We start from the raw sequence: 24,319 nt of genomic DNA, 5'->3' as shown, positions 1-24,319 counted from the left end.
CACATCATGGCCAAGTTTCATCCTCTCACGGTGACAGACATCCATAAAACTATCCGCGATGCCGTCGTAGTGACGTTGAAGGCGGAAGTTCCAGAGAACTTCGCCTTCGCGCCGGGGCAGTATCTGACCTTCAAAAGAGATTTCGATGGCGAGGAGCTGCGCCGGTCCTACTCTATCTGCGCGGCACCGCACGAGGGCATCTTGCAGGTCGGAGTCAAGAGTGTCGACGGAGGAGCCTTTTCAAACTGGGTCAACTCGGAACTGAAAGTGGGGGACGTGATGAACGCGATGACCCCAATGGGCAATTTTCACGCGGCAGCCAACGTGGATGCGCCACACTATCTGGGGTTTGCTGGCGGGTCTGGCATCACGCCGATCCTGTCGATCCTGAAAACCGCGCTGTCCGAGGATCCATCCGCGCGTTTCACATTGGTCTACGCGAACCGGAACCCAAACACGATCATGTTTCGGGAAGAGTTGGAGGACCTGAAAAACCGCTATCTGCAAAGGCTGAATATCGTTCACATCCTCGAGGATGACAGCCAGGAAATCGACCTTTTCCAAGGGCGGGTAGACGGTGAGAAATGCGCGGCACTGTTTCGGCACTGGATCGACATCAACTCGGTATCTCTGGCCTATATCTGTGGGCCGGAACCAATGATGTTGGCGATTTCGCAAGCCTTGAAAGATCACGGATTGACCAAGGATCAGATTAGGTACGAATTGTTCGCGTCTTCGCAACCTGGGCGGGCTAAGTCACGGGCCGCTTCAAAAACCAATGACGACAAGGGGATCAAAGGCCGCGTCACCTTGGGCGGTGTCAGCCGCAGCTTTACCATTCCAAAAGATACCAGTCTGTTGGAAGCCGCCCTTGCCGAAAATCTGGACGCACCGCATGCCTGCAAAGCCGGGGTCTGTTCAACCTGCAAGGCGCGGGTGGTTGAAGGCGAGGTTGAAATGGTCGCGAACCACGCCCTGGAAGATTACGAGGTTGAGGCGGGCTTTGTTCTGACCTGTCAGTGTTTTCCTGTGGCAGACAAAGTGGTTTGGGACTACGACGAGGGCGGGTACTAGTCGGCGGCCTGCACGCCCGGCAATCCGGCCATAATGAACCGCGACAAGGTTACCGCATAATCCTCGCGGTCGGAACGTGACGCCTTTGGGTGCCACATGTAGTACCAGTTCAACATCCCAAAGACCGACATAGTCAACTCGCGCAGCAGCCGTCGTTTTGTGCTCAGCTTGCCGCCGCTGACCGCATCCAGAATGCCACTCATCTGCGTGACCATGTCCTTCTGGTAGGCTTTCAGCACCTTTTGCATGTCCTCTGGCAACAACGACACGCCTTCGCTTTGAATGTTGTGCTCGTAGTCCATGCCCTCATAGGCCAGCAGGTATTCGCGCAAAACCAGATGCAGTTGTTCTTCGGGAGGCTTGCCTTCCAAGTCCACGCCCGAGACCCGATCGTTCAATTCCGAGAGATATGAGTCCAGAATATCGAACAGCAATGCCTCTTTGCTGTCATAGTAGTGGTAGATATTAGCCTTTGATATCCCAGCGCTTTTCGCCACCTGATTCATCGAGGCGCGCGCGATGCCCTCTCGGGCGAAAACACTGGCCGCAACAGAGAGGATGCTCTGACGCTTCTGGTCGTGGTCCTTTGCGATCGTGCGCGCCACGGGCTTACTCCTTTGGTCTGTTGTCGATCACACGGCGGGCCTTACCCTGACTGCGCTCGACTGTGCCGGGGGCTCCGACGGTCACTTTGGTTCCGACCCCTATGGTGTCTTTGATCTTCTTGGACAAGACCCCTGCCGCAGCGTTTCTCGCCTCTGCCGAAGCGGTGTCGGACCCAGCTTCGACATGCACGGTCATCGCGTCCATGCGGCCATCGCGGGTCAATTCAATCTGGAAATAGGGTGCAAGGTCAGGGGTCGCCAGAACCAGTTCTTCGACCTGAGTGGGAAAGACATTCACGCCGCGCAGGATAATCATGTCGTCAGATCGCCCGGTGATTTTCTCCATCCGCCGCATTGAACGCGCTGTCCCCGGCAACAGCCGGGTCAGATCGCGCGTACGGTAGCGTATCATCGGCAGCCCTTCTTTGGTGAGTGTTGAAAAGACCAACTCACCGATTTCTCCGTCAGGCAGAACCTCGCCTGTTTCGGGGTCTATGACCTCGGGGTAGAAGTGATCCTCCCAGATGTGCAGCCCGTCTTTGGTCTCGATACATTCGTTGGCTACACCCGGCCCCATGATTTCCGAAAGCCCGTAGATATCGACCGCGTGCATGTCGAAGGCATCCTCGACTTCTGCCCGCATCGCGTTGGTCCAGGGTTCTGCACCAAAAATCCCGACATCCAGCGAACTGTCCCGCGGGTCTATTCCAGCGGCACGAAACTGTTCAAGAATGTTGAGCATGTACGACGGAGTCACCATGATCGTGCTGGGCTTGAAATCCTGTATCAGCATCACTTGCCGCTCGGTCATTCCGCCAGACACCGGAACGACTGTGCAATTCAAACGCTCCGCACCGTAATGCGCACCCAATCCGCCGGTGAACAGGCCATAGCCATAGGCTATGTGCACAATATCACCCGGTTTGGTGCCGCTGGCCCTCATCGACCGGGCGACAAGATTTGCCCACATGTCGATATCGCGACGCGTATATCCCACGACGGTTGGTTTGCCCGTCGTTCCAGATGAGGCATGGACCCGCACGATCTGTTCACGCGGGACGGCGAATAGCCCAAAGGGGTAGTTTGCGCGTAGGTCGTCTTTGTAGGTGAAAGGAAACTTTGCCAAGTCACTCAACGTTAGCAAATCATCCGGATGCACGCCCGCCTCATCGAACCTTTGCCGATACATGGGCACGTTTTCATATGCGTGCTTCACGGACCATTTCAGGCGCTGCAACTGCAAGGCGCGGATCTCGTCGATGGATGCGATTTCAATCGGATCGAGCAAATCTCGGGCCGGTGTCAGATCTTTCATTGGCTCCTCCCCTATTCCTCGAACAACTGGCCCGGTACGGCGCGGGAACAGCCTCGGAATTCAGCAATCACTTCGTTGAGCTGGTTGGTAACGGTGACATCATAGATACCACTGCGTCCCGTCAGGCTGACTTCACGTGCCTCTGCAATAAGCCTGTCCCCCAATCGGCCCGGCGCGATATAGGAAATCGTGTTGTGCTGGGCGACCGTGGATTGATTGCGACTGTTGCAGGCAAACGCAAATGCACTGTCGGCCAGCAAAAAGATTATGCCGCCGTGACAGATGCCATGACCATTCGCGTGGTGTCGCTCGACCGTCATTGACAGCGTGGCTTGGCCTTCGTCGACTTTGTCGATCTGAAGCCCGACCCATGGGCTTGCATTATCTGCGCTCCACATAGCTTGTGCCGCGCGTTCGGCGCGCTCTTTTGGTGTCATGCTAGCGCCCCTCGAAACTTGGTAGCCGTTTTTGCAGAAAGGCCGACACACCTTCGGCGTAATCGGCGCTTTGGCCGCAGGTTTTCTGCAACTTAGCCTCAAGAACCAACTGAGCGTCCAGATCGTTATGCGCGGCTGCCTGAATCGCCTCTTTGGTACGAGACAGACCAAGGGTTGGCCCTTGTGCCAATCTTTCCGCCAGCAACCGCGCCTCGGTCATCAGTGCATCTTGTGCAACGCATTTCCAGATCAGACCCCATGCCTCGGCTTTTTGCGCCGCAAGAGGTTCTGCCGTCATTGCTAGCGCCATGGCGCGCGCCTCGCCCAAACGCCTCGTCAGCAACCATGACCCGCCTGCGTCCGGAACCAGACCAACTTTGGAAAACGACTGCACGAATTTAGCTGTGTCAGAGGCCAGCACGATGTCGCAGGCCAACGCCACATTCGCGCCTGCACCCGCGGCAACACCATTCACGGCGCAAATAACCGGTGCCTCAAATGACCGGATTTGCCGGATCAAGGGATTATAGAAAGTTGTCAGCGTCCGCCCCAGATCCGGCGGCCCGTCGAGGGTTGACGGATCACGATCACCCAAATCCTGACCCGCGCAAAAACCACGCCCCGCACCGGTAAGCAGCACTGCCCTCGCAGCTTCGGAATGTGCGGCATTCAACGCGTCGCGCAGGGCCAGATGCATCTCGTCGTTAAAACTGTTCAGCTTTTCCGGACGGTTCAAAGTAAGCTCGACCCAGTCCGCGTGCCGCGTGACAAGCACAGTGTCGGACACCATATTCTCCTTGATCTTCCTTAGCCTTGTCCTTAAACATTTCATAAACCGACCGGTAGGTCAATTAATGATTGGAGTCATACCGGAACCAGACGCGAGGAATGCCACATGACCGTACAAAGCGTTGAAAGCTATATCGCAGGCCAGTGGATCGGGTGCGACAGTTCGGCCCGCGATATTCATTCCGCCGTAACCGGAGACGTGATCGGTCGCGCAGGCAACAGCGCGTTGGATGTTTCGGCACTGCTGCAATACGCGTACGAAAAGGGCGGCCCTGCCCTGCGCAAGATGACGTTTCACGACCGTGCGCGGATGCTCAAGGCGCTGGCGCTACACCTGGAGCAACAAAAACAGGCGCTATATGATATCTCGTTTTCGACGGGCGCAACACAAAGTGATCACCTGATCGACATTGACGGCGGCATCGGCACGCTGATGGTCTATGCCAGCAAAGGCCGACGCGAGATGCCCGATGACACGGTCTATCTGGATGGCCAGATCGAACGGCTGTCGCGTCAGGGAACGTTTCTAGGTCAGCACATTTGCACCTCTCTGACCGGAGTGGCGCTTCACATCAACGCGTTCAATTTCCCGGTATGGGGCATGCTCGAAAAGCTGGCCCCGACCCTTTTGGCCGGCGTCCCGGCGATCGTGAAACCTGCGACGGCGACATGCTATGTCACCGAGCGATGCGTGCGGATGATGTTAGACAGCGGTGTGCTGCCAGAAGGCTCCGTTCAACTGATTTCCGGCAGTCTTGGGCCAGTTCTGGATCACTTGGGTGGGCAGGATATCGTCAGCTTCACGGGCTCGGCAGCTACGGCCAGGACGTTGCACAGCGCGTCCTGTTTTCTCCAGAATGCGACGCGGTTCATTGCCGAACAGGACAGCCTGAATTCCTCGATCCTCGGGCCGGATGCTGTATCCGGCTCGCCAGAGTTTGATCTGTTCATCAAGGAAATCACACGCGAAATGACAACCAAGGCCGGTCAGAAATGCACGGCCATTCGGCGCATCATGGTGCCAGAATCTCAGGTTGACGCGGTAATAAGCAGGTTGCGCAATCAGCTTGGATCGGTCGTTGTCGGCGACCCGGCCGCCGAAAAGACGCAGATGGGCGCATTGGTGTCTCAGGCCCAAAGGCGCGACGTTCTGGAAAAGGCTGCCTTGATCGGGCAAGAGGCGGAACGTGTTTTCGGAAACCCCCAAGACTTTGAGGTTCATGGGGCAGACCGCGACAACGGCGCTTTTGTGCCCCCAATGCTGTTTCATTGCGCGTCACCGGACACTGCCAACCTGCTGCACTCGGTCGAGGCGTTCGGCCCTGTTTCCACCGTGATGCCCTATCGCGATCTGGATCATGCCATAGACATGGCCAATCGAGGCGGCGGTAGCCTTGTGGCATCGGCAATCACCAATGATCCGGACATCGCACGAACAGTCGCGCTGGGTGCCGGGGCTTTCCACGGCCGACTTTATTTCAACAACCGGACTTCGATGAAGGAAAGCACAGGCCACGGCTCTCCTCTGCCGCATATGGTGCATGGCGGGCCCGGTCGTGCGGGTGGCGGTGAGGAGATGGGTGGCGTGCGCGGCGTAATGCACTACATGCAGCGCACCGCCATTCAGGGCAGCCCTGACATCCTGACCCGCATTGGGCAACAATGGGTTCCCGGCGCCAAGGAACACACAGACCGCGCCCACCCGTTCACGCGCACATTCGACGAGCTTGAAATTGGGGAAACCTTGTACACCGGGGAACGTGAAATCACGCTGGATGACATCGAAACCTTTGCCCATTTCACCGGCGACACCTTCTATGCCCACATGGATGATGCTGCCGCCAAACGGAACCCTTTCTTTCCCGGACGGGTCGCCCACGGGTATCTTTTACTAAGCTTTGCAGCCGGACTTTTTGTTCAACCGGACGAAGGCCCGGTCCTGGCCAATACCGGGTTGGACAATCTGCGGTTTCTAAAGCCCGTTCAGCCGGGCGACAGCATTCATGTGCGCCTTACCGTTCTACAAAAAACGCCGCGCAATCGGGACTATGGTGAGGTTCGGTGGCATGTATCCCTGCTCAATCAAAATGGCGATATGGCCGCGGAATACCAGTTGCTGACAATGAACGCTTTCAAGACAGCCTGACCGCCGGGTTTTCCCATAGCCACGCAACGCGCCCACATGGTATCCAAGAGGCCAGCCCTAGTTTAAGCCTTTTGGAAAGACCCGCATTTGACCCCGGCAGAAACTCTGATTGAAGACCTCAGTACGCTTGAACCAATAAAGACATGGTCACTGATCGTCACCTTGTTTGGCGACTTCAACGGCCAGCATGTTACAGGCAAGGAGCTGGGCTTGCTGTTAGGGCATGTGGGCATAAAAACCGAAGCCATGCGGGTCGCCTTGCACCGGCTCAGAAAAGACGGGTGGATCGTATCTACAAAATCTGGGCGCGAAGTCACCTACAGCCTTTCAGACCACGGCCTTGCAGAAACGCATGCCGCTTACGAGGACGTCTATAGGCAAGATGTCAAATACCCGGAAGGCTGGCAGTTTCTGTTGACCAAGGAAGACATCGAAGCGCCCGACCCGGCAATCCGACTTGAGCGGTCACTGCTTTTGGTTCCGATGGACTCTGCCCTAGGCGATGGGTCCGAAGTCTGCCTGCGGCTGGATATGGACGCGATACCCGATTGGTTTTCTACTCGGATCGTTCCCCCTCAGACTCTGTTTCACGCGCAACGCCTTTTCGACCTGGCGGGCCGCGTCCGGGAAACAGAGCTTGCGCCCCTGCCCCTGGCGGCGGTGCGGCTGCTACTGCTGCATCATTGGCGCAAGATCGCACTACGAAGTTCAAGCTGGGCGCATATTTCCCTTGTCCCTGACGGACCCTTGGCGATCTGTCACGACCGCGTCACTGGTTTGCTGGCGGACCTGCCCAAGCTCTCACCCAAGGCGTATTCGGGCTAAACACCAGCGCCCGAAGTGGCAAAATGGCGCTCACCAATAGTTGACCGACCGGTTGGTTTATGAAACTGTATTCAAAAGCTGTCCGCAGCTTTTGTTATGGGAGGACAACATGAAACAGACATTTGCGGCCCTTGGGCTGGGGATTTCCACGTTGCTGGCTGGGGGCTCTGCCTGGGCAGAGAAAACCATGGTGGTTTCATCATGGCTGCCACCCAGCCACATCGTGAACGAAATCATCTGGCCAGAGTTCATTTCACGCATCGAAGAAGCAACCGATGGACGTGTGACCGGTGCTATTGAATACAATCTGGCCTCACCCCCAGCGCAAGCCGACCTGATCGAAGATGGCGGCGCGGATGCGGCATGGATTTTCCATGGCTACAATCCCGGCCGATTTGTCACCACCAAACTGATCGAGATTCCGGGGCTTGAAGGTGACTCTGCCGCTGCATCCGCCGCCCATTGGCGAGCGCATGAGCAATACCTTGCCGCAGCCAACGAACATGACGGCGTTGTTCCGGTTGCCATGATGGTCCATGCCCCGGGCATGTTGCACCTGTCCAAGGAAGTCAGCTCGCTTGACGATGTCGCGGGTCTCAAAATCCGCTCGGGCGGTGGCGTTATGGGGGATGTCCTCAAAGGTTTGGACATGGCTGGCGTTCAGGTTGCTGCGCCCAAAGTCTATGAAACCGTCTCTAACGGTGTCGCCGACGGGACGTTCTTTCCCGGTGATACGATTGCCATCCTGCGCTTGACCGAAGTTCTACCCTACACCTATCGCGTACCGGGCGGATTCTATCGCGGCTCTTTCTCGATCATCATGAGTGAAGAGTTCCTTGAGTCTGTCGGCGAAGAAGACGCCACTGCCATCCGAGCCGCTCTGGGCGAGGATTTCTCGGCCTTCGCGGGCAAAGCGTGGGACGTCGGCAACCAGAGGGGTCTGGATGCGCAGGCTGCCTCGGGTCAGATCATTGACCTTGAAGGGGATGCAGCCGCCCCGTTTGAAGCGCTGGTGCCACAGATACAGGCATCGGTGCTTGAAGAAGTCTCTGGCAAGGGCGTCGATGCAGAAGCTGCGATGCAACTGATCCGGGACACCATGTCCGAATACAGCGCGAAATGAGCGCACAGTCGAACCTCAAACGGGCAAGCCACTGGTTTGCCCGCTTATGTCTGTTGGGCAGCGGTCTTTGTCTTATGCTCGTAATGGGTTTGACAGTCGTAGAGGTTATCGGTCGCTATATCTTCAACGCACCGATTTTCGGGCGTCAGGATCTGGCTCAAATTCTGTTGGCGTTGTCCATCTTCTTCGCGTTTCCCGTGGTCACCCTGCGGCGCGAACAGATTGACGTTGACCTGCTTGACCACCTATTCCCACGCCGCGCTGCGTTTTGGCGCGACCGGTGTATCGACGCGCTGACATCGCTTTGCCTACTGACGATGGCGATTTGGCTGTTCGCGCGCGCGGACAAGGCGCTAGAACGCGGCGTTACCAGCGAGTTGCTGTTCATCCCAAAATATCCGCTCATTTATTTCATCGCGCTCGTCGTGGGATTGACCGGCGTACTGTTGGCGGTCAGTGCAATGCTCAAAATCATACGGCCATCTGGCCCTGAAGGACTCTGACCAAGATGGAAGTCTCACTGATTGCTTTTGCGCTGGTCATCTTCCTTGTGCTGCTGCGCGTGCCGATTGGAATTGCAATGGGATTTATCGGGGCAATCGGCTTTGTTTACCTGCGCGACGGGCGCTGGTCCGCAGGGCTGGGCCCGGCGGCGGACTCGATACTGGACGTGACCCAGAACGACGCGCTGTCGGTGATACCGCTGTTTATCTTCATGGGCATGATCGTCGCGCAAAGCGGCATGGCGCTGGATTTATACCGCGCCGCCTACACGTTGGTCGGACGGTTGCCCGGCGGGTTGGCGATGTCGACGATTTTGGCCTGCGGTGGCTTTTCCGCTGTTTCGGGTTCATCGCTGGCCACGGCTGCGACCATGTCCAAAGTCGCCCTACCACCGATGCGCAAGTTTGGCTATCACGACAGCCTGTCGACCGCATCTGTCGCTGCGGGCGGTACGTTGGGAATACTTATCCCGCCCAGCATCATCCTGATCATCTACGGCTTTCTGACGGGTCAATCCATCGGGAAGCTGTTTTTAGCCGGCATTTTGCCCGGTCTTCTGGGAATCCTGCTGTATCTGGGCGCTGTCGCCTTCGTTGTCTGGCGCAAACCCGACTACGGTCCTGCGGGTGAAAAAAGCTCATGGTCTGAAACGCGGCAAGCTTTGTTGCGCGTCCTTCCAATCCTCGCGCTGTTCACGTTGATCATTGGCGGTTTGTACGGTCGAGTCTTCACAGCGGACGAGGCCGCGGGCGTCGGCGCATTTGGGGCGATCATCATTTCGATCCTGATCGGTCGTTTCACGTTCAAGGGGCTGATCGAGGCGCTGGTTCAGACAGTGAAAACATCTGTTGGACTGTTTGTCCTATTGATCGGTGCAGACATCTTTAACCGGCTGATTACACGCGCCAGATTGCCAGACGACCTACTGGCATTGGTCCAGGGGGCCGGGCTGGAGCCGTTCACGATTCTGCTGATTATCATCTTGATCTACATCGTTCTGGGCGCCGTGTTTGAGAGCCTGTCCATGATCACGCTGACCGTACCGGTCTTCGCACCTTTGATCGCGTCATTGGGCTTTTTCGAGGGCGATATCACCGGGGAAACCGCGCTGATCTGGTTCGGGATCATCGTTGTGGTGGTCACAGAAATCTCGCTGATCACGCCCCCCATCGGCTTGAATGTCTTTGTTCTAAGGTCCGTCGTGCAAGACGTATCAACGGCCACGATCTTCCGCGGGGTGACGCCTTTCTGGGCCGCCGATATCGTAAGGCTGGCGCTACTAGTGGCTCTGCCTGCGCTTTCCTTGTTCCTGCCCTTGGGCATATTTGGCTTTGGCCCATGAATGCAGAGGAATTATTCTGACGCCGCCTTGGACGAATAATAATATGCGATGGCCTGTGCTCGGTTTCTGACCGACAGCTTTTCATAGATGTTTGAAAGGTGAAACTTCACGGTATTTGCCGATATCTGCAGTTCCTTCGACAATTCTCTGTTCGATAGCCCCTTGGCCAAGGCTTCGAGGATGACAATCTCTTTGCGGGACAAGCCGTGCAGAGGATCCTTTTGCATCTTGCGCACGTCAATAAATGGAAAGACCATCTTGCCTTTTGCCACGTCCACGCAGGTTTCCAACAAGCCATCAACCTCACCAGACCGAGACGCGAACCCGGCTGCGCCCGCTTGCATGGCAAGTCGCGGGATATCTCCCAGATCATCTCCATAGATCACGAACCGTGGCGGGTTTTCCTGTTCGCGCAACACTTCGATCAGCTTGGCAGCACCCAGAACTGGCAAGTTCCACGAAATCACGCAAACTTGGACGGGCACCCGCATAATCGCACCCAAGAACCCTTCGGCCGTGGCGGATGTCGCCACCAAAGAGAATCGCGGATCGCGTTCAAAAATTTCCGACATCGCCGAAAGGACCAACGGGTTGTTGTCAGCCAGCATGATGTCGATCGGAGCTAAAGTCTTTTCCGTCATTGATTTCCCGTGCAAATTTCGCACCAACCACCCAAACGGGTAGGTCATTCTTTGGTATACAGCCGTATATTTACCAATTTGGGTAGGTTTTTCCCCATCCAAACAGATACCCGGAAGCAGTAGTAAGTTACGTTGCGTTAACTGGCAAGCTTCGGTTTTCCTCACCTCCAACGCGACGCATGGGGCCATCACAGACCCCATCACTGAGGAGGATCGCACGTGACATTTCAAGTCTACCCAGCTCTCGAAATCCCCGAGACCCTTGCTGCTGGTCCCGGACCCGGCAACACCGATGCCCGAGTACTGCGGGCCTTTGCCAGCGCAGGCGTCGCGGACCACATGCAGGGTGATGTCCTGAGAGGTATGATCGAATGCAAGCATATGCAGCGCGAGATTTGGGGCACCAAAAACACCTATACCTTCGCCGTGGCCGGAACCGGCTGGAGCGGGCTGGACACGATGTTCTCGGCCGTGATGCCGGGCGACAAAGTCGTTGCTTTCACCAACGGCACATTTTCGGGAATCGACGCGCTGACGCTTCGGATCAAGGCTGCAACGCCGCAGGAACACGCGGCCAATCCATTGGACCCACAGGCGGCAAGCGTCACCGTTGTCGAAATTCCCCACGGGCAACCTGTGACTGGCGCGATCGTGGAAGCGGCACTGGCAGAGCACAAACCAAAATGGGCGTTCATGGCGCATTGGGAAACTGGTTCCGGCCGGGTCAACGATCTGCGCGGTTTCTCGGACGCATGTGAACGGCATGGCGCGATGGGTCTGATTGACGCCGTATCGTCGCTGGGTGTTGCGGATTTCCGTATTGATGACTTCCCCGGCATCGCGGGTTGGGCGTCCTGCCCGCAAAAGGGCCTGTGCTGCCTGCCGCTGACCTATGCACCCGTCAGTTTTACCGACGCCTACATAGACACGTTAAAGACGTCTGGGGCTTACACCTACGTTCACAACCCGATTTTCGAGGCCCGTCACTGGGGTATCGTCGACGGACAGGACGTTGATAAAGGCACCTACCACCGGACCCATTCCGGCTATGCCGTGGCCGCCTTTCACGAATCCCTGCGCCTGACTCTGACCGAGGGGCTGGCCAAGCGCGCGCATTCCTACAAAACGCACGAAGCCGTCCTGCGGGACGCCGTGACCGCGATGGGATGTCAGGTGACCTCGGACATGCCCAGCCTTGTTGTTCTGAACCTGCCGCCCGAGCTGGCAGGCCGCGAGATGGAACTGGTCCAGGCGTGCCGCGCCAAGGGATTTGGCATCTGGCCAACACTCAGCGCCCCCGTTCAGGTGCGGATTGGCATCCTGAATCAGCTAAATCACCAGGCAATCAGCCACATCATCCACCTGTTCGCCCAAGCGATACAGGATCTTGGCGGCACCGTGGACTTTGACGCAATCGAAGCTCTGCTGGAAAGCCGCTACGGGACGTCGATTGCGGCCTGACCGCACTGCATTCACGGGAGAACATGCAGATGGATATTCACGAATATCAGGCAAAAGAACTTCTTTCCAAGTTTGGTGTCGAAACCCCTTCGGGGGCTTTGGCCTACAGCCCGGAACAAGCCGCTTACCGCGCACGCGAGTTGGGCGGCGACAAGTGGATCGTCAAAGCGCAGGTCCACGCAGGCGGGCGGGGCAAAGCCGGGGGCGTCAAGCTGTGCAACTCGGAAAGCGAAATCTACGCTGGTTGCGATGACATGTTTGGCCGCAAGCTGGTCACGCATCAGACCGGCCCCGAGGGGAAAGGCATCTACCGCGTCTATGTCGAGGCGGCCGTGCCGATTGATCGCGAGATCTATCTGGGTTTTGTGCTGGACCGCTCGAGCCAGCGCGTGATGATCGTGGCCTCGTCCGAGGGCGGGATGGAGATCGAGGAGATCTCGGCCGAGCGTCCCGACAGTATCGTTCGCTCGATCGTTGAACCGGCGGCGGGGTTGCAGGAATTCCAAGCGCGTGAGATCGCGTTCAAGCTGGGGCTTGAGCCAAAGCTGATCCAGCACATGGTCCGCACCTTGCAGGGTTGCTACGCCGCCTTCAGCGAGTTGGACGCGACCATGGTCGAGATCAACCCGCTGGTCATCACCGGCGACGACCGGGTGCTGGCGCTGGACGCGAAGATGAGCTTTGACGACAACGCCCTGTTCCGCCGCCCGCAGATTGCCGAGCTACGCGACAAAAGCCAGGAAGACCCGCGCGAAAGTCGCGCCGCAGACCGGGGTCTGTCTTATGTGGGACTGGACGGCAATATCGGCTGCATCGTGAACGGTGCGGGTCTGGCTATGGCCACGATGGACACGATCAAGCTGGCCGGTGGCGAGCCTGCGAATTTCCTGGACATCGGCGGCGGTGCCTCGCCCGAGCGGGTGGCGAAAGCCTTCCGGCTGGTGCTGTCGGATGACAACGTGCAAGCGGTTCTGGTCAATATCTTTGCAGGCATCAACCGCTGCGATTGGGTGGCCGAGGGTGTGGTGCAGGCGCTGCGCGAATTGGAAATCGACCTGCCGGTGATCGTGCGTCTAGCGGGTACGAATGTCGAGGAAGGTCAGAAAATCCTCGCCAAATCGGGTCTCCCGATCATCCGCGCAACAACTCTGATGGAAGCCGCCGAGCGCGCCGTGGGCGCGTGGCGCAATGATCTGACCCAAAACACCAAGATGAGGGCCGTGTAATGAGCATTCTTCTGGACCGCGACAGCCGTGTAATCGTTCAGGGCATCACCGGGCGCATGGCGCGCCTGCACACCAAAGATATGGTCGAATATGGCACCAATGTTGTGGGTGGTGTCGTCCCCGGCAAAGGCGGTGAAACCGTCGAAGGTGTGCCGGTTTTCGACACCGTCAAGCAAGCGGTCGAGGCCACCGGCGCCGATGCCAGCCTGGTTTTCGTCCCGCCCCCGTTTGCGGCGGATTCGATCATGGAAGCCGCAGATGCAGGCATCCGGTATTGTGTCTGCATCACCGATGGCATCCCCGCGCAGGACATGATCCGCGTCAAGCGTTACATGTACCGCTATCCCAAGGACAAGCGCATGGTGCTGACTGGCCCGAACTGTGCTGGAACCATCAGCCCCGGCAAGGCGCTGCTGGGAATCATGCCGGGCCATATCTACCTGCCGGGCAATGTGGGCATTATCGGACGCTCGGGCACGCTGGGTTATGAGGCTGCGGCGCAGTTGAAAGAGCGCGGCATCGGAGTGTCCACCAGCGTCGGCATCGGCGGCGACCCGATCAACGGATCGTCCTTCCGCGACATCCTTGAGCGGTTCGAGATGGATGAAGATACCGAGGTCATTGCCATGATCGGTGAAATCGGCGGCCCTCAGGAAGCGGAAGCGGCGGAATATATCCGTGACCATGTGACCAAGCCCGTTGTGGCTTATGTTGCCGGTCTGACCGCGCCCAAGGGCCGGACCATGGGCCATGCGGGTGCCATCATCTCGGCCTTTGGTGAAAGCGCGAGCGAAAAGGTGGAAATCCTGACGGCGGCCGGCGTGACCGTGGCCGAAAACCCGGCGGTGATCGGCGAGACCATCGCCCGCGTCATGGGAAAGGCTGCGTGATGGTCAAACCTTCGATCCTTGTCACCCGTCGCTGGCCCGCTGCTGTCGAAGCGCAACTGGCCGAAAACTACAATACCGTGCTGAATACCGGGGACATTCCGATGTCCCCGTCCGAGATCCGCAACGCACTAAAGACATACGACGCGGTTCTGCCCACGGTGACCGACACGCTCAGCGCCGAGGCGCTGGACGTGCCCGCCGCCCAAACCAAAATCCTGGCCAACTACGGTGTCGGCTACAGCCATATCTACGAACCGGCTGCCCGCGATCTGGGTATGACGGTCACCAACACGCCGGACGTTCTGTCCGAATGCACGGCTGATCTGGCGATGACCCTTCTGCTGATGGCTGCCCGTCGTGCGGGTGAGGGCGAACGTGAGCTGCGTGCAGGCGGCTGGACCGGCTGGCGGCCCACGCATCTGGTCGGCACCAAGGTCAGCGGCAAGACGCTGGGCATCATCGGCTTTGGCCGCATCGGTCAGGAAATGGCCCGCCGCGCCCATCACGGGTTTGGCATGAAAATCCTCGTGCAGAACCGCAGCGCCGTGGCGCTCGATGTGCTGCAGCAATTCAATGCGACGCAGGTCGAAACGGTGGATGAGTTGCTGCCGCACTGTGATTTCGTCTCGTTGCATTGCCCCGGAGGGGCCGCCAACCGGCACCTGATCAACGGACGCAGGTTGGATTTGATGAAACCCAACGCCTTCCTGATCAACACCGCGCGTGGTGAGGTGGTGGACGAACGCGCCTTGGTTCAATCTCTGATATTCGACACGATCGGAGGCGCTGCGCTGGACGTGTTCGACGGCGAACCGCGCATCAGCCCGGACCTGCTGCAATGCGACAATCTGGTGATGTTGCCTCATCTGGGCAGCGCCACAAAGGAATCGCGCGAGGCGATGGGCTTCCGCGTTTTGGACAATCTGGGCGACTTCTTTGCCGGCCGCCCCCCTCGCGACCGCGTCATCTGACACACCTATCTTTCAAAGGACTGAAATCATGAGCTTTCACGCCATAGAACAAGCCCCCGCGCGCCTGAACCGCAGCGAACTCGCCGTGCCGGGCAGCCAGCCCGGAATGTTCGAGAAAGCAGCCAAATCGGATGTTGATGTGATCTTTCTCGATCTGGAAGATGCGGTCGCACCTGACGAAAAGGAACAAGCCCGCAAGAATATCATTCAGGCGCTCAATGACATTGACTGGGACACCAAGACCATGTCTGTGCGGATCAACGGTCTGGATACCCACTATATGTATCGCGACGTGGTCGATGTGGTCGAACAGGCGGGCGAACGTCTGGACTTGATCATGATCCCCAAAGTGGGCACCGCCGCCGATGTCTATGCGGTCGACATGATGGTCACGCAGATCGAAGACGCGATGGGCTATGAAAAGCGCATCGGGTTCGAGCACATCATCGAAACCGCATTGGGGATGCAGAACGTAAGCGAGATCGCCGCCGCCTCAAAACGCAACGAAAGCCTGCATTTTGGTGTGGCCGACTATGCGGCCTCGACCCGCGCGCGCACCACGATCATCGGCGGCGTGAACCCCGATTATGCAGTCCTGACCGACCCGGATGATGATGCGGCCCGTGCATCGCATTGGGGTGACATGTGGCACTATGCGCTGGCACGTATGGTCGTGGCGGCCCGCGCTAACGGGTTGCGCCCGATTGACGGCCCATTCGGTGATTTTCAGGATCCCGAAGGCTACAAAGCAGCGGCCAAACGCGCGGCTGTTCTGGGCTGCGAAGGCAAATGGGCCATCCACCCCAGCCAGATCGCGCTGGCCAATGAGGTCATGTCCCCCAGCGATGCCGAAGTCACCAAGGCGCAGCGCATTCTGGTCGCCATGACCGAGGCTGAAAGCGCTGGAAAAGGCGCTGTATCCCTGGACGGCCGTCTGATCGACTACGCCTCGATCCGGCAAGCCGAGGTTATGGTGGAAAAGGCCAGGCAGATCGCAGCAGCGTAATTTTTCTGATGTGTGCGTGCGGCGCGGTCATGTCCCATGCTGCGCCGCGCCACGTTATGCTGCCGCATCGGGTTTCGGCGACCGGGCAAGAAACGTCCACGCATCATATTGCGACAGGAAAACCTGCCCGGTCAGGTCATCAAGGAAATGCGATCGTTTCAACCGATCCATGACCGGTCCCTTGACTTCGGACATGTGCAATCCCACCCCCATTGCCGAAAGGCGGAGATTGATCGTTTCAAGACTTTCCAAAGCTGAGAAATCCACTTCATTGACCGCCGAACACATCAAAACCACGTGACGCACGGTGCAACCATCTGTAACCCGGCGCTGAATCAGATCTTCTAGAAATCGCGCATTCACGAAATACAGACTTTCATCCACGCGCAGAGTGACAATTTCAGGGTCAGTCAGAACCGAATGTCGATGGATGTTTCGGAAGTGCTGAGTTCCAGGAACAAGCCCCACTTCGGCCACGTGAGGGCGGGATGTCTTGTAAAGATGCAGCAGGACAGACAGGACCACACCTGACGCCACGCCCACCTCGACGCCCAGACCCAATGTCAAAAGAATGGTCGCGACCACCGCCGCGAAATCGGCACGCGAGAAGTTCCATGTCTTTTTCAGGATGGACAAGTCCACAAGGCCAAGGACAGCCACAATAATTGTTGCCGCCAACGTGGCGTTGGGCAGGAAATAAACCAGCGGCGTCAGAGCCAGCGCAGCAAATGCCAAGCCGATAGCCGTAAACGCCCCCGCTGCGGGTGTTTCAGCCCCGGCATCAAAATTGACAACGGATCTGGCAAAGCCACCTGTCACTGGGAACCCGCCGGCAAAGGCCGCTCCTAGATTGGCAGCGCCAAGCCCAATCAGTTCCTGATCAGGGTCGATACTCTCGCGTTTCTTCGCCGCCAGTGTTTGCGCGACCGAAACGCTTTCCACAAAGCCGATGACCGAGATAAGGATTGCCGGGACAAGCAGGGCTTGGATCAATTCTGGCGAAAAGCTGGGAACCGTCCAAGGCGGCAAGCTCTGGGGTACGTCCCCAACGATGCGAACGCCGCTGGCCGACAGGTCGAACGCCCAGACGGTTGCCGTGGTTGCCACCACAGCAAAGACCGGTCCGGCCTTGGTCAGAAGATCAGTCAGCATTTGCGGCGCGCGCAAACGGACCAGAGCGGATTTCAGGTGGCGGCGCGCCCAGAACAGAAACAGGATCGCCCCTGCCCCGATCGCGACCGATACCCAGTTCGTTTCAGGCAAATGCGTCAGGATCGAACCTGCAATCTCGGGCAGCGTGTGCCCGTGCGCCTCGACCCCCAGAACATGCTTGAGCTGGCTGGCCGCGATCAGGATTCCCGAAGCCGTGATGAACCCTGCAATAACGGGATGGCTCAGGAAATTGGCAAGCAGCCCCAACCGCAGCACACCCATCAGAACAAGGAAACCTCCTGACAAAAACGCCAATGTCAGGGCAGCTACCGCGTATCCGGCCGTGCCTTGCTCGGCCACCTGCCCCACTGCCGATGCGGTGAGCAGCGAGACCACCGCGACGGGACCGACTGCCAACGACCGGCTGGTTCCGAAAACTGCATATAGGACAATCGGTACGATCGAGGCGTACAGCCCCGCCTCGGGTGGCAGCCCCGCCAAAAGCGCATAGGCCAGCGACTGCGGGATCAGCATAATCGTCACAATCACTGCCGCTATCAGGTCATTGGACAGGGTAGAGCGAGAGTAATTGCGGCCCCAATCCAGCACCGGCACAATGTGCCTCAGAACGGCCAGAGAATCTTGATTGGACATCAGTCAGACGCGACCTTCAGTTTCTCAGGTTTCGCCAGCCACTCTTTCCCACGCAACATTGCCTTCCAGTAGATCGGCGGCAGCAGACACTCTTTCAGCAACCACGCCGCTCGTGAGGGTTTGGTTCCGTCGATCAGGAAAGCTGGAAAGCTCGGCTTGAGCGCGCCACCATAGCCGAATTCGGCAAGCACGATTTTGCCCCGTTCGACTGTTAGCGGACAAGAACCATACCCGTCATATTGCGCCACCGCAGACCGGCCAGCGATGTCGGCGACAATGTTATCGGCAACCGTAGGAGCCTGCTTGCGCGCCGCAGCCGCCGTCTTTGCATTGGGCGCGTTCATGACGTCGCCCAAGGACCAGATGTTGTCATAGCTTTTGTGCCGCAGAGTCGCCTGATCCACATCGACCCATCCAGAGGCATCAGCCAAAGCTGACACACGGATAAAATCGGGCGCTGCCTGCGGCGGGCAGACATGGATCATGTCGAACTCGACATCGACGGTTTCGGCATCGTTGCCCGGTTTGCTTACCTCAAAACGGGCGGTTCTTGTGGGACCGTCAATGGCGACCAGATTGTGGAAAAAGTTCAGTTTGGCATTGTACTTGCGGACATAGTCCTCAAGCGCGGGCACATAGTCCTTGACCCCAAACAACACTCCGCCCGCGTTCATGAACCGAATATCCATGTCCTCAAGAACACCACGGCGAAACCATGCGTCGCCGGACAGATACATCGCCTTTTGCGGCGCACCAGCGCATTTGATCGGCATCGGAGGCTGGGTGAACAACGCCCTTCCCTTGCGCATCTGCTGCACAAGTTGCCACGTATAGGGGGCAAGGTCATACCGATAGTTCGAGGTTACCCCATTGCGGCCTAGCGTCTCTTCCAAGCCCTCCACTTTGCCCCAGTCCAGTTTGAGTCCCGGGCACACCACCAACCGGTCGTATTTCACCACTCGACACCCATCGAGGATCACGGCGTTGTTGTCGGGCTCGAACGCCGCCACCGCGGATTTTAACCAATGCACGCCCTTGGGGATGAGGCTGCCAAGGGTGCGGGCCGTGCTCTGGGCCTCGAAAATTCCGCCTCCGACCATCGTCCATCCGGGTTGGTAATAGTGAATATCAGCCGGGTCGATTACCGCGATGTTCAAATCGGGACTACGCGCCTTCAAACTGGCCGCGACAGCTATGCCACCAGCACCGCCGCCCACAATAACCACTTCAAAATGTGCATCGCCCTTGTCAGTTGGTGTCTTGCCACCATTGGCAATACGCCGGGCCACTCCGTTCATGTCGTACCCGGCGGCCCCAGTTGCCGCGAGGATTTCGGCCAAAGGACGCCGTTCGGCTTCGTGAAACGACCACAGCGTTGCCGACCGTGTTCCAGTTCGGCAATAGGCGAGTATTGGTTTGGGCGCATCCAGATACGCGGTGCCAAACGCTGCTACATCCTGATCACGGACCATGCCGCTGGTGATCGGAACATAGAGCGTCTCGATCCCCAGCTTCCTGGCCGCAGTCTCGATTTCATCGAACGTAGGCTGGTCGGCGGCTTCTCCGTCCGGTCGATTGCAAATAATGGTGCGAAAACCCTTGGCTGCAATCGCCGCGACATCTTCGACCGTGATCTGCGGGCTGGCTGAAAACTGTTCTGTGATAGTCCGAATGTCCATCTTTCTTATCCCTCGACCAATCACAAGGTATTCACGGGCACTTTGAGCATCGGGTTGCCGTCATTATCCCGAGGCACTTCGCCTGCGCGCATGTTAACTTGAAGCGAAGGTATGATCAGCTTTGGCATATCCAGAACCGCATCGCGCTCGGTTCGGAATTTGACAAACTCGTCTTTCGTCTTGCCGCCACCGACATGGATGTTCAGGGCTTTTTCTTCCCCGACAGTAGTTTCCCACGCAATCTCGCGTCCGTTAGGCCCATAGTCGTGGCACATGAACAAACGTGTTTCGTCCGGAAGCGACAGCACTTTTTGGATCGAGTCGTACAGGACGCCCGCATCCCCGCCGGGAAAATCCGCGCGCGCGGAACCGCCATCAGGCATGAACAGGGTATCCCCGACGAAAGCCGCGTCGCCCATGACATGCACCATACAGGCCGGCGTATGACCGGGCGTGTACATGGCAAAGGCTTGCATGTTGCCGATCTTGTAAGTGTCGCCGTCCTCGAACAAGGCATCAAATTGCGAACCGTCCCGCTGGAATTCCGTTCCTTCGTTGAACACTTTCCCGAACGTGTCCTGCACGACCATGATCTTGGAGCCAATGCCGATTTTTCCGCCCAGCTTGCTTTGAATATAGGGGGCCGCCGACAGGTGATCCGCGTGGACATGGGTTTCGATGATCCACTCCAGCCGCAAGCCCTGCGACTGTATTTGACGGATCAATTCGTCCGCGTGGTCATAGGTGATCCTGCCCGCCGCATAGTCAATGTCCATGACGCTGTCGACAATGGCACAGGCTGGCGACGAAGGGTCTTTGACGATGTAGCTGATGGTATTCGTCGCCGCATCGAAAAAGGCTTGGACGGTCGGTTGCACATTTAGGTCAACGCTATACTCGGTCATTTGGGTAACTCCTCCTCAATAGGTTCAAGACAGGGCTTGAGTTCGGCGAACCGCTGCGTTTTGCAAAAATTTCGCCAATAGAATCCCGGCGACCAAAGCACCGACAAAGGCAAAGACCTGCCAATGCCCCGTCCCAAGTGCCGGCAGTGCTCCGCCGGGGCAAAACCCGGACAAACCCCATCCGACACCAAACAGGACCGAACCGGCCACAAGCTGAATATCTACTGCGTGCTTGGTGGGCAGGTTGAACCCGTCCGCGAAAATTGGCGCCATGCGCCCGAACACCAGCCGATAACCAAAGAAAGTGGTTACCAAAGCGCCGCCCATGACGAATATCAAAGAGGGATCCCAGCTTCCTGCGATGTCGAAAAAGTTAAGCACTTTCGCAGGGTTGGCCATCCCTGAAATCGAGATTCCAAGGCCAAACACTACGCCGATGAGGTATGTTGCGAACAGTTTCATGAATTACCCTCCGATCACGTGGCGCACGACAAAGACGGTGGCAAAGGTGAACAGCATGAACGTTGCTGTCGCCACTATCGACCGCAGGCTCAGCCTGGCCATTCCGCAAACTCCGTGACCTGACGTGCAACCTGATCCAAAGGTCACACCCAGCCCGACAATCACCCCACCTAAAAGCAATGCCGGGGTGGTCACGGGGACTTCGACCGCTGGCATTTGCCCCGAGAACAGCCAGATCAATACTGGCCCGGTCACCATTCCGGCGACCAGAGCCGTGCGCCAGGCGAAATCCGGGCCTGTGGCCGGCTGTACCATCCCGGACAAAATGCCGGTGGCCCCCATGACCCGACCAAGAACGAGCATCAGCAGGGTCGAGGCAATCCCGATCAGAACTCCGCCGGACAGTGAAGCAAAAGGCGTAAACGCAGTTTCCATCATCCCCGGTCCTTGCATGTTTTTAGGCCGAAATTGCTGTAGATCGGGCAGTTCCCGACAATGGCGGTCACCGTGAAAACAGCGGCGACGATCAAGGTCAGCCAAAACATAATGCCCGCGCCGGTCATGCCGGTCCCAAAAGCCGCGATCAGCAGGACAACCGCGATCAGGATGCGAAAAGCACGATCGAATTTTCCCATGTTGGTGGTCATGTCTCACTCCGTCGAGAATCGATAGAGCGATATTGACACGGGTGTGACCCAGACTTTGGTGACTTGGTCACCAACCGTTCAGTTTTTCAGCCACCTCGGGCACCGGGTTAGATGGCGGTAGCGCGCGTCATTTGTTCCAAACCATCCCGATTGATCAGATGAACCTCGCCGCGCGACTGCTCGATCCATCCACGGCGGTGAAATTCGGACAAAATGCGCGAGATCACCTCGCGCGCTGTACCCAGCTCGGTCCCCAATACGGCGTGGGTTGCGCGAACAATATTGTTATGGTCCGAAAGCTCGAGAAGACGAGCAGCCAGACGGACGTCCATACGTTGAAAAACGATATCATCAATCAGCGTGAAAAGGTCCGTGATCCGCCGTGAATACGCGGCAAAAACAAAATTGCGGAAAACCTCGGACCTTGCCACCAGATCATCAAAGGTTTCACGCGGTATAGCAACGGCACTGACATCGGTTTCGGCTATGCCATCAGCGGAATAGTCTTCAAAGGCCAGCATGCATGCCGTCGTCAGGACGCAGCTTTCCCCTGCATGGACCCGGTAAAGAAAGACCTCGCGACCCGTATCGGACTTTTGCTGAACACGTATCGTGCCGTCCAACAGCAGCAAAAGGTTGTCCGCCGTCTGACCCGGCGAGAATACCTGTGTACCTGCCGGAACGTTGACGATCTGGCTGCCACTTTCCAGTTGGCTGCGAATATCGGCCGGCAGTTGGCTCAGCCCTTTGAATCTATCAATCCACGAAGCGTCCATGTCTGGTTCCTAATTGGCTTGCGAAAATGTCCAGGCACTCGCCACGATACATTTGGTTTGCCGAATATAACAGAGACCAAGAATGTTGCCGCGAAACCGGGTCAATTCTTGACGGCCCTGAATGTCAGAATACTTCATTCTCTGCTCTCATATCGCCGGGCCGAAGCGATCTTGAGGCGTATTCGCTTTAGCGGCACGTGGGAAGACCGATTAATGACCAAACGCCTGGCAGTTATTTCCAGCGGTCTGAACAGTCCGCTAAGCAGCGCCGTCGAGTTTGCCCGCATCGCCCAAGAGAATGGATTTGAGATAGACTTCTTTGCCCCTGAAACATCGGCCGGTCTACTGGCCCATGCGGGACTGCAACATCACATTATTGCCAAACCGAAATATGACGCGTTCAGGCCGTTGTTGTCCGCGGACCAAGCCAATCTGATGACAAAACCAGATCGTTTGGATGCTGCGGTGTCGGCTTTTGGCGTCGACGACCTCAAGACGCAATTGGCTGAACGCTCGCCAGATGCGATTTTTGTCGATTGTGAGTTGCACGCGCATATCATCGTTGCGACGACACTTGGCATTCCGGTCGTCCAATACAGCAACATGTTTCTTTCCCCGCCCAGCCCGCAAGCTCTGCCTTTGAACAGGCGAGGCGTTCCCGGGCAAGGATTTCGAGGTAGCAGACTCGGTATTTCCCTGCTGTGGGCTCATTTTCTGCTCTGGAAACAACTAAAGATTCTAAGAAATCGGGTGTCCGGAAAAGGTACGGATTACCCGACGGCCATTGTCGAACTTGCGCGGCGAAACGGGATTCCGATCTCAAAGATAAGGCGTCGCTTATGCTGGCAGATGCCGTGGACTTACAGGTTACCGACAGCGCTGCTTGTCCCACAGGCAGTGGACCTTCCGACCAAACCCTATGACAACATGACTTATCTTGGCCCCATGATAATGGAAGACCGGATCGAGAAGCCCTATGACAAAGAAAAGGTGGCTGATTTTTGCGATCCTGCATTGAAAAGAAAACGCATCTTTGTCGGCTTCGGCACGATGATAAAAACCAAAGGTGACTTGATTTCAAAACTCTGTGCTGTGGCCGAACGGCGACCTGAATGGCAGTTTCTGATAACGGCAGGCCGAGATTGGGACAGCGCATCTGCGTTGGCAACGCCAGAGAACGTTCTTGTGGTCCCTTGGGTTCCGCAACATCGGGTTCTGAAACACGCGGACTTGGCGATAATGCATGGTGGAACGGGCGGCCTGCTCGAAGCCATCGAGACCGCAACACCGATGTTGATGTATCCCCATGCGATCGACCAAAGAGGAAGCGCGGCTCGGGCCGTGTTTCACAACATCGGCCGTGCGGGAAATCCTAGCGATCCTGTTTCAAAAATCGAGGACGACATCCTGTCTTTGCTGCACGACGAGGACCTGAAACGAACATGTCGTGAGATGCAGACCGCATGCAGATCCGAGCAGGAAAACCAGACCCTAAACCGCTTTTTGGAGCAGTTGACGAGCACAGCGAACGAAAGATAGCGACCGTCAGATCGCCGGGCATTTGGTCACAATTACCACTTGCGATGCCCTACTTGGCAATTGGGAATACAGAAAGTCCACGTCACCGCATCGTCGGCCTAAGTTTTTTTGATCCCGTTGGAATTCTGCTGCGTAGTCCTTTCAAAAGCA

General features: G+C 57.3%; 24 protein-coding genes. 12 read left to right on the top strand and 12 right to left on the bottom strand.

The features are described 5' to 3' along the window. The first annotated feature begins 6 nt into the window (after positions 1-6). The gene (locus ACR0KS_RS18100; protein ID WP_170415879.1) at positions 7-1,074 is read left to right on the top strand and encodes a ferredoxin--NADP reductase; all 1,068 of its coding nucleotides are present in this window, start codon (positions 7-9) and stop codon (positions 1,072-1,074) included. Here the strand turns inward: ACR0KS_RS18100 and ACR0KS_RS18095 are convergent. The 4 genes from ACR0KS_RS18095 to paaG are packed head-to-tail and all read right to left on the bottom strand — an operon-like array spanning position 1,071 to position 4,218. After that, the gene (locus ACR0KS_RS18095; protein WP_170563270.1) at positions 1,071-1,679 is read right to left on the bottom strand and encodes a TetR/AcrR family transcriptional regulator; all 609 of its coding nucleotides are present in this window, start codon (positions 1,677-1,679) and stop codon (positions 1,071-1,073) included. The two genes, ACR0KS_RS18100 and ACR0KS_RS18095, sit on opposite strands and share 4 nt — an antisense overlap. A 4-nt stretch (positions 1,680-1,683) precedes the next feature. Then, positions 1,684-2,994, bottom strand: coding sequence for a phenylacetate--CoA ligase PaaK (gene paaK / locus ACR0KS_RS18090; protein WP_170563273.1), 1,311 nt, complete (start codon positions 2,992-2,994; stop codon positions 1,684-1,686). Positions 2,995-3,005: 11 nt separating this feature from the next. Next, complete coding sequence (gene paaI, locus ACR0KS_RS18085; RefSeq protein ID WP_170415883.1) at positions 3,006-3,431, bottom strand: hydroxyphenylacetyl-CoA thioesterase PaaI; 426 nt, start codon at positions 3,429-3,431, stop codon at positions 3,006-3,008. Position 3,432: 1 nt separating this feature from the next. Further along, positions 3,433-4,218, bottom strand: coding sequence for a 2-(1,2-epoxy-1,2-dihydrophenyl)acetyl-CoA isomerase PaaG (paaG, locus tag ACR0KS_RS18080; RefSeq protein WP_170415885.1), 786 nt, complete (start codon positions 4,216-4,218; stop codon positions 3,433-3,435). A gap of 108 nt (positions 4,219-4,326) precedes the next feature. Between paaG and paaZ the strand changes: the two genes are divergently transcribed. The 5 genes from paaZ to ACR0KS_RS18055 all read left to right on the top strand — a co-directional run bounded on the left by paaZ (position 4,327) and on the right by ACR0KS_RS18055 (position 10,160). Beyond that, the gene (gene paaZ, locus ACR0KS_RS18075; RefSeq protein WP_170485874.1) at positions 4,327-6,366 is read left to right on the top strand and encodes a phenylacetic acid degradation bifunctional protein PaaZ; all 2,040 of its coding nucleotides are present in this window, start codon (positions 4,327-4,329) and stop codon (positions 6,364-6,366) included. Between the two features lie 87 nt (positions 6,367-6,453). Continuing rightward, positions 6,454-7,191: a hypothetical protein gene (locus ACR0KS_RS18070; RefSeq protein ID WP_170415889.1), complete on the top strand. Its 738-nt coding sequence runs from the start codon at positions 6,454-6,456 to the stop codon at positions 7,189-7,191. Between the two features lie 109 nt (positions 7,192-7,300). Then, positions 7,301-8,314 carry a TRAP transporter substrate-binding protein gene (locus ACR0KS_RS18065; protein ID WP_170415891.1) on the top strand — a complete coding sequence of 338 codons (1,014 nt, stop codon included), beginning with the start codon at positions 7,301-7,303 and terminating at the stop codon, positions 8,312-8,314. Positions 8,315-8,397: 83 nt separating this feature from the next. Beyond that, complete coding sequence (locus ACR0KS_RS18060) at positions 8,398-8,817, top strand: TRAP transporter small permease (RefSeq protein WP_170563276.1); 420 nt, start codon at positions 8,398-8,400, stop codon at positions 8,815-8,817. A 5-nt stretch (positions 8,818-8,822) separates the two neighbouring features. Continuing rightward, positions 8,823-10,160 (top strand): TRAP transporter large permease, encoded by a 1,338-nt coding sequence (locus tag ACR0KS_RS18055; protein WP_170485875.1) that lies wholly within the window; start codon positions 8,823-8,825, stop codon positions 10,158-10,160. Between the two features lie 11 nt (positions 10,161-10,171). Here the strand turns inward: ACR0KS_RS18055 and ACR0KS_RS18050 are convergent, their stop codons facing one another. After that, complete coding sequence (locus tag ACR0KS_RS18050) at positions 10,172-10,801, bottom strand: response regulator transcription factor (protein WP_480681460.1); 630 nt, start codon at positions 10,799-10,801, stop codon at positions 10,172-10,174. Between the two features lie 219 nt (positions 10,802-11,020). On the opposite strand from ACR0KS_RS18050, the gene ACR0KS_RS18045 reads away from it, so the two are divergent. The 5 genes from ACR0KS_RS18045 to ACR0KS_RS18025 are packed head-to-tail and all read left to right on the top strand — an operon-like array spanning position 11,021 to position 16,355. Continuing rightward, positions 11,021-12,262: a pyridoxal-phosphate-dependent aminotransferase family protein gene (locus tag ACR0KS_RS18045; protein ID WP_170415897.1), complete on the top strand. Its 1,242-nt coding sequence runs from the start codon at positions 11,021-11,023 to the stop codon at positions 12,260-12,262. 29 nt (positions 12,263-12,291) lie between these two features. After that, positions 12,292-13,488, top strand: coding sequence for a malate--CoA ligase subunit beta (locus ACR0KS_RS18040; RefSeq protein ID WP_170563279.1), 1,197 nt, complete (start codon positions 12,292-12,294; stop codon positions 13,486-13,488). Next, on the top strand, positions 13,488-14,378 hold the full coding sequence (gene sucD / locus ACR0KS_RS18035; RefSeq protein ID WP_170415902.1) for a succinate--CoA ligase subunit alpha: 891 nt from the start codon (positions 13,488-13,490) through the stop codon (positions 14,376-14,378). Before ACR0KS_RS18040 ends, sucD begins: the two co-directional genes overlap by 1 nt. Beyond that, complete coding sequence (locus tag ACR0KS_RS18030) at positions 14,378-15,349, top strand: 2-hydroxyacid dehydrogenase (RefSeq protein WP_170416137.1); 972 nt, start codon at positions 14,378-14,380, stop codon at positions 15,347-15,349. Before sucD ends, ACR0KS_RS18030 begins: the two co-directional genes overlap by 1 nt. A gap of 28 nt (positions 15,350-15,377) precedes the next feature. Continuing rightward, complete coding sequence (locus ACR0KS_RS18025) at positions 15,378-16,355, top strand: HpcH/HpaI aldolase/citrate lyase family protein (RefSeq protein ID WP_170563282.1); 978 nt, start codon at positions 15,378-15,380, stop codon at positions 16,353-16,355. A gap of 54 nt (positions 16,356-16,409) precedes the next feature. Here ACR0KS_RS18025 and ACR0KS_RS18020 read toward each other — a convergent pair whose 3' ends face one another. From ACR0KS_RS18020 to ACR0KS_RS17990, 7 genes are all read right to left on the bottom strand, one after another. Next, entirely contained in the window at positions 16,410-18,161 is a 1,752-nt protein-coding gene (locus tag ACR0KS_RS18020) for a sulfate permease (RefSeq protein ID WP_170415906.1), read from the bottom strand. After that, positions 18,161-19,840 (bottom strand): bifunctional protein tyrosine phosphatase family protein/NAD(P)/FAD-dependent oxidoreductase, encoded by a 1,680-nt coding sequence (locus ACR0KS_RS18015; protein ID WP_170563285.1) that lies wholly within the window; start codon positions 19,838-19,840, stop codon positions 18,161-18,163. The genes ACR0KS_RS18020 and ACR0KS_RS18015 overlap by 1 nt, the downstream gene beginning before the upstream one ends. A gap of 20 nt (positions 19,841-19,860) precedes the next feature. Beyond that, complete coding sequence (locus ACR0KS_RS18010) at positions 19,861-20,745, bottom strand: MBL fold metallo-hydrolase (RefSeq protein WP_170415910.1); 885 nt, start codon at positions 20,743-20,745, stop codon at positions 19,861-19,863. 24 nt (positions 20,746-20,769) lie between these two features. Then, positions 20,770-21,207, bottom strand: a complete 438-nt coding sequence (locus tag ACR0KS_RS18005) for a DUF6691 family protein (RefSeq protein WP_170415912.1) — start codon at positions 21,205-21,207, stop codon at positions 20,770-20,772. 3 nt (positions 21,208-21,210) lie between these two features. Beyond that, positions 21,211-21,645, bottom strand: coding sequence for a YeeE/YedE thiosulfate transporter family protein (locus ACR0KS_RS18000; protein ID WP_170415914.1), 435 nt, complete (start codon positions 21,643-21,645; stop codon positions 21,211-21,213). After that, positions 21,642-21,854 (bottom strand): YgaP family membrane protein, encoded by a 213-nt coding sequence (locus ACR0KS_RS17995; RefSeq protein WP_170415916.1) that lies wholly within the window; start codon positions 21,852-21,854, stop codon positions 21,642-21,644. Before ACR0KS_RS17995 ends, ACR0KS_RS18000 begins: the two co-directional genes overlap by 4 nt. Positions 21,855-21,961: 107 nt before the next feature. Further along, on the bottom strand, positions 21,962-22,630 hold the full coding sequence (locus tag ACR0KS_RS17990) for a Crp/Fnr family transcriptional regulator (protein WP_170415918.1): 669 nt from the start codon (positions 22,628-22,630) through the stop codon (positions 21,962-21,964). Between the two features lie 213 nt (positions 22,631-22,843). Here ACR0KS_RS17990 and ACR0KS_RS17985 point away from each other — a divergent pair, with 213 nt between their 5' ends. Beyond that, complete coding sequence (locus tag ACR0KS_RS17985) at positions 22,844-24,169, top strand: glycosyltransferase (protein WP_170803208.1); 1,326 nt, start codon at positions 22,844-22,846, stop codon at positions 24,167-24,169. The last annotated feature ends 150 nt before the right edge of the window (positions 24,170-24,319 follow it).

The organism is Ruegeria sp. BC7 (assembly GCF_056539165.1).
Note: the sequence above shows the minus strand (reverse complement) of the source record. Positions and strands in the feature narration are given on the sequence as shown.

Bases quoted from the DNA above. Each gene is read 5' to 3' on its own strand.
- ACR0KS_RS18010 (WP_170415910.1), bottom strand. From the start codon at position 20,745: ATGACCGAGTATAGCGTTGACCTAAATGTGCAACCGACCGTCCAAGCC.
- ACR0KS_RS18050 (WP_480681460.1), bottom strand. From the start codon at position 10,801: ATGACGGAAAAGACTTTAGCTCCGATCGACATCATGCTGGCTGACAAC.
- ACR0KS_RS17990 (WP_170415918.1), bottom strand. From the start codon at position 22,630: ATGGACGCTTCGTGGATTGATAGATTCAAAGGGCTGAGCCAACTGCCG.
- ACR0KS_RS18065 (WP_170415891.1), top strand. From the start codon at position 7,301: ATGAAACAGACATTTGCGGCCCTTGGGCTGGGGATTTCCACGTTGCTG.
- paaI (WP_170415883.1), bottom strand. From the start codon at position 3,431: ATGACACCAAAAGAGCGCGCCGAACGCGCGGCACAAGCTATGTGGAGC.
- ACR0KS_RS17985 (WP_170803208.1), top strand. From the start codon at position 22,844: ATGACCAAACGCCTGGCAGTTATTTCCAGCGGTCTGAACAGTCCGCTA.
- ACR0KS_RS18025 (WP_170563282.1), top strand. From the start codon at position 15,378: ATGAGCTTTCACGCCATAGAACAAGCCCCCGCGCGCCTGAACCGCAGC.
- paaK (WP_170563273.1), bottom strand. From the start codon at position 2,994: ATGAAAGATCTGACACCGGCCCGAGATTTGCTCGATCCGATTGAAATC.
- ACR0KS_RS18030 (WP_170416137.1), top strand. From the start codon at position 14,378: ATGGTCAAACCTTCGATCCTTGTCACCCGTCGCTGGCCCGCTGCTGTC.
- ACR0KS_RS18055 (WP_170485875.1), top strand. From the start codon at position 8,823: ATGGAAGTCTCACTGATTGCTTTTGCGCTGGTCATCTTCCTTGTGCTG.
- ACR0KS_RS18060 (WP_170563276.1), top strand. From the start codon at position 8,398: ATGGGTTTGACAGTCGTAGAGGTTATCGGTCGCTATATCTTCAACGCA.
- ACR0KS_RS18100 (WP_170415879.1), top strand. From the start codon at position 7: ATGGCCAAGTTTCATCCTCTCACGGTGACAGACATCCATAAAACTATC.
- ACR0KS_RS18005 (WP_170415912.1), bottom strand. From the start codon at position 21,207: ATGAAACTGTTCGCAACATACCTCATCGGCGTAGTGTTTGGCCTTGGA.
- ACR0KS_RS18015 (WP_170563285.1), bottom strand. From the start codon at position 19,840: ATGGACATTCGGACTATCACAGAACAGTTTTCAGCCAGCCCGCAGATC.
- ACR0KS_RS18040 (WP_170563279.1), top strand. From the start codon at position 12,292: ATGGATATTCACGAATATCAGGCAAAAGAACTTCTTTCCAAGTTTGGT.
- paaZ (WP_170485874.1), top strand. From the start codon at position 4,327: ATGACCGTACAAAGCGTTGAAAGCTATATCGCAGGCCAGTGGATCGGG.
- ACR0KS_RS17995 (WP_170415916.1), bottom strand. From the start codon at position 21,854: ATGACCACCAACATGGGAAAATTCGATCGTGCTTTTCGCATCCTGATC.
- sucD (WP_170415902.1), top strand. From the start codon at position 13,488: ATGAGCATTCTTCTGGACCGCGACAGCCGTGTAATCGTTCAGGGCATC.
- ACR0KS_RS18000 (WP_170415914.1), bottom strand. From the start codon at position 21,645: ATGATGGAAACTGCGTTTACGCCTTTTGCTTCACTGTCCGGCGGAGTT.
- ACR0KS_RS18020 (WP_170415906.1), bottom strand. From the start codon at position 18,161: ATGTCCAATCAAGATTCTCTGGCCGTTCTGAGGCACATTGTGCCGGTG.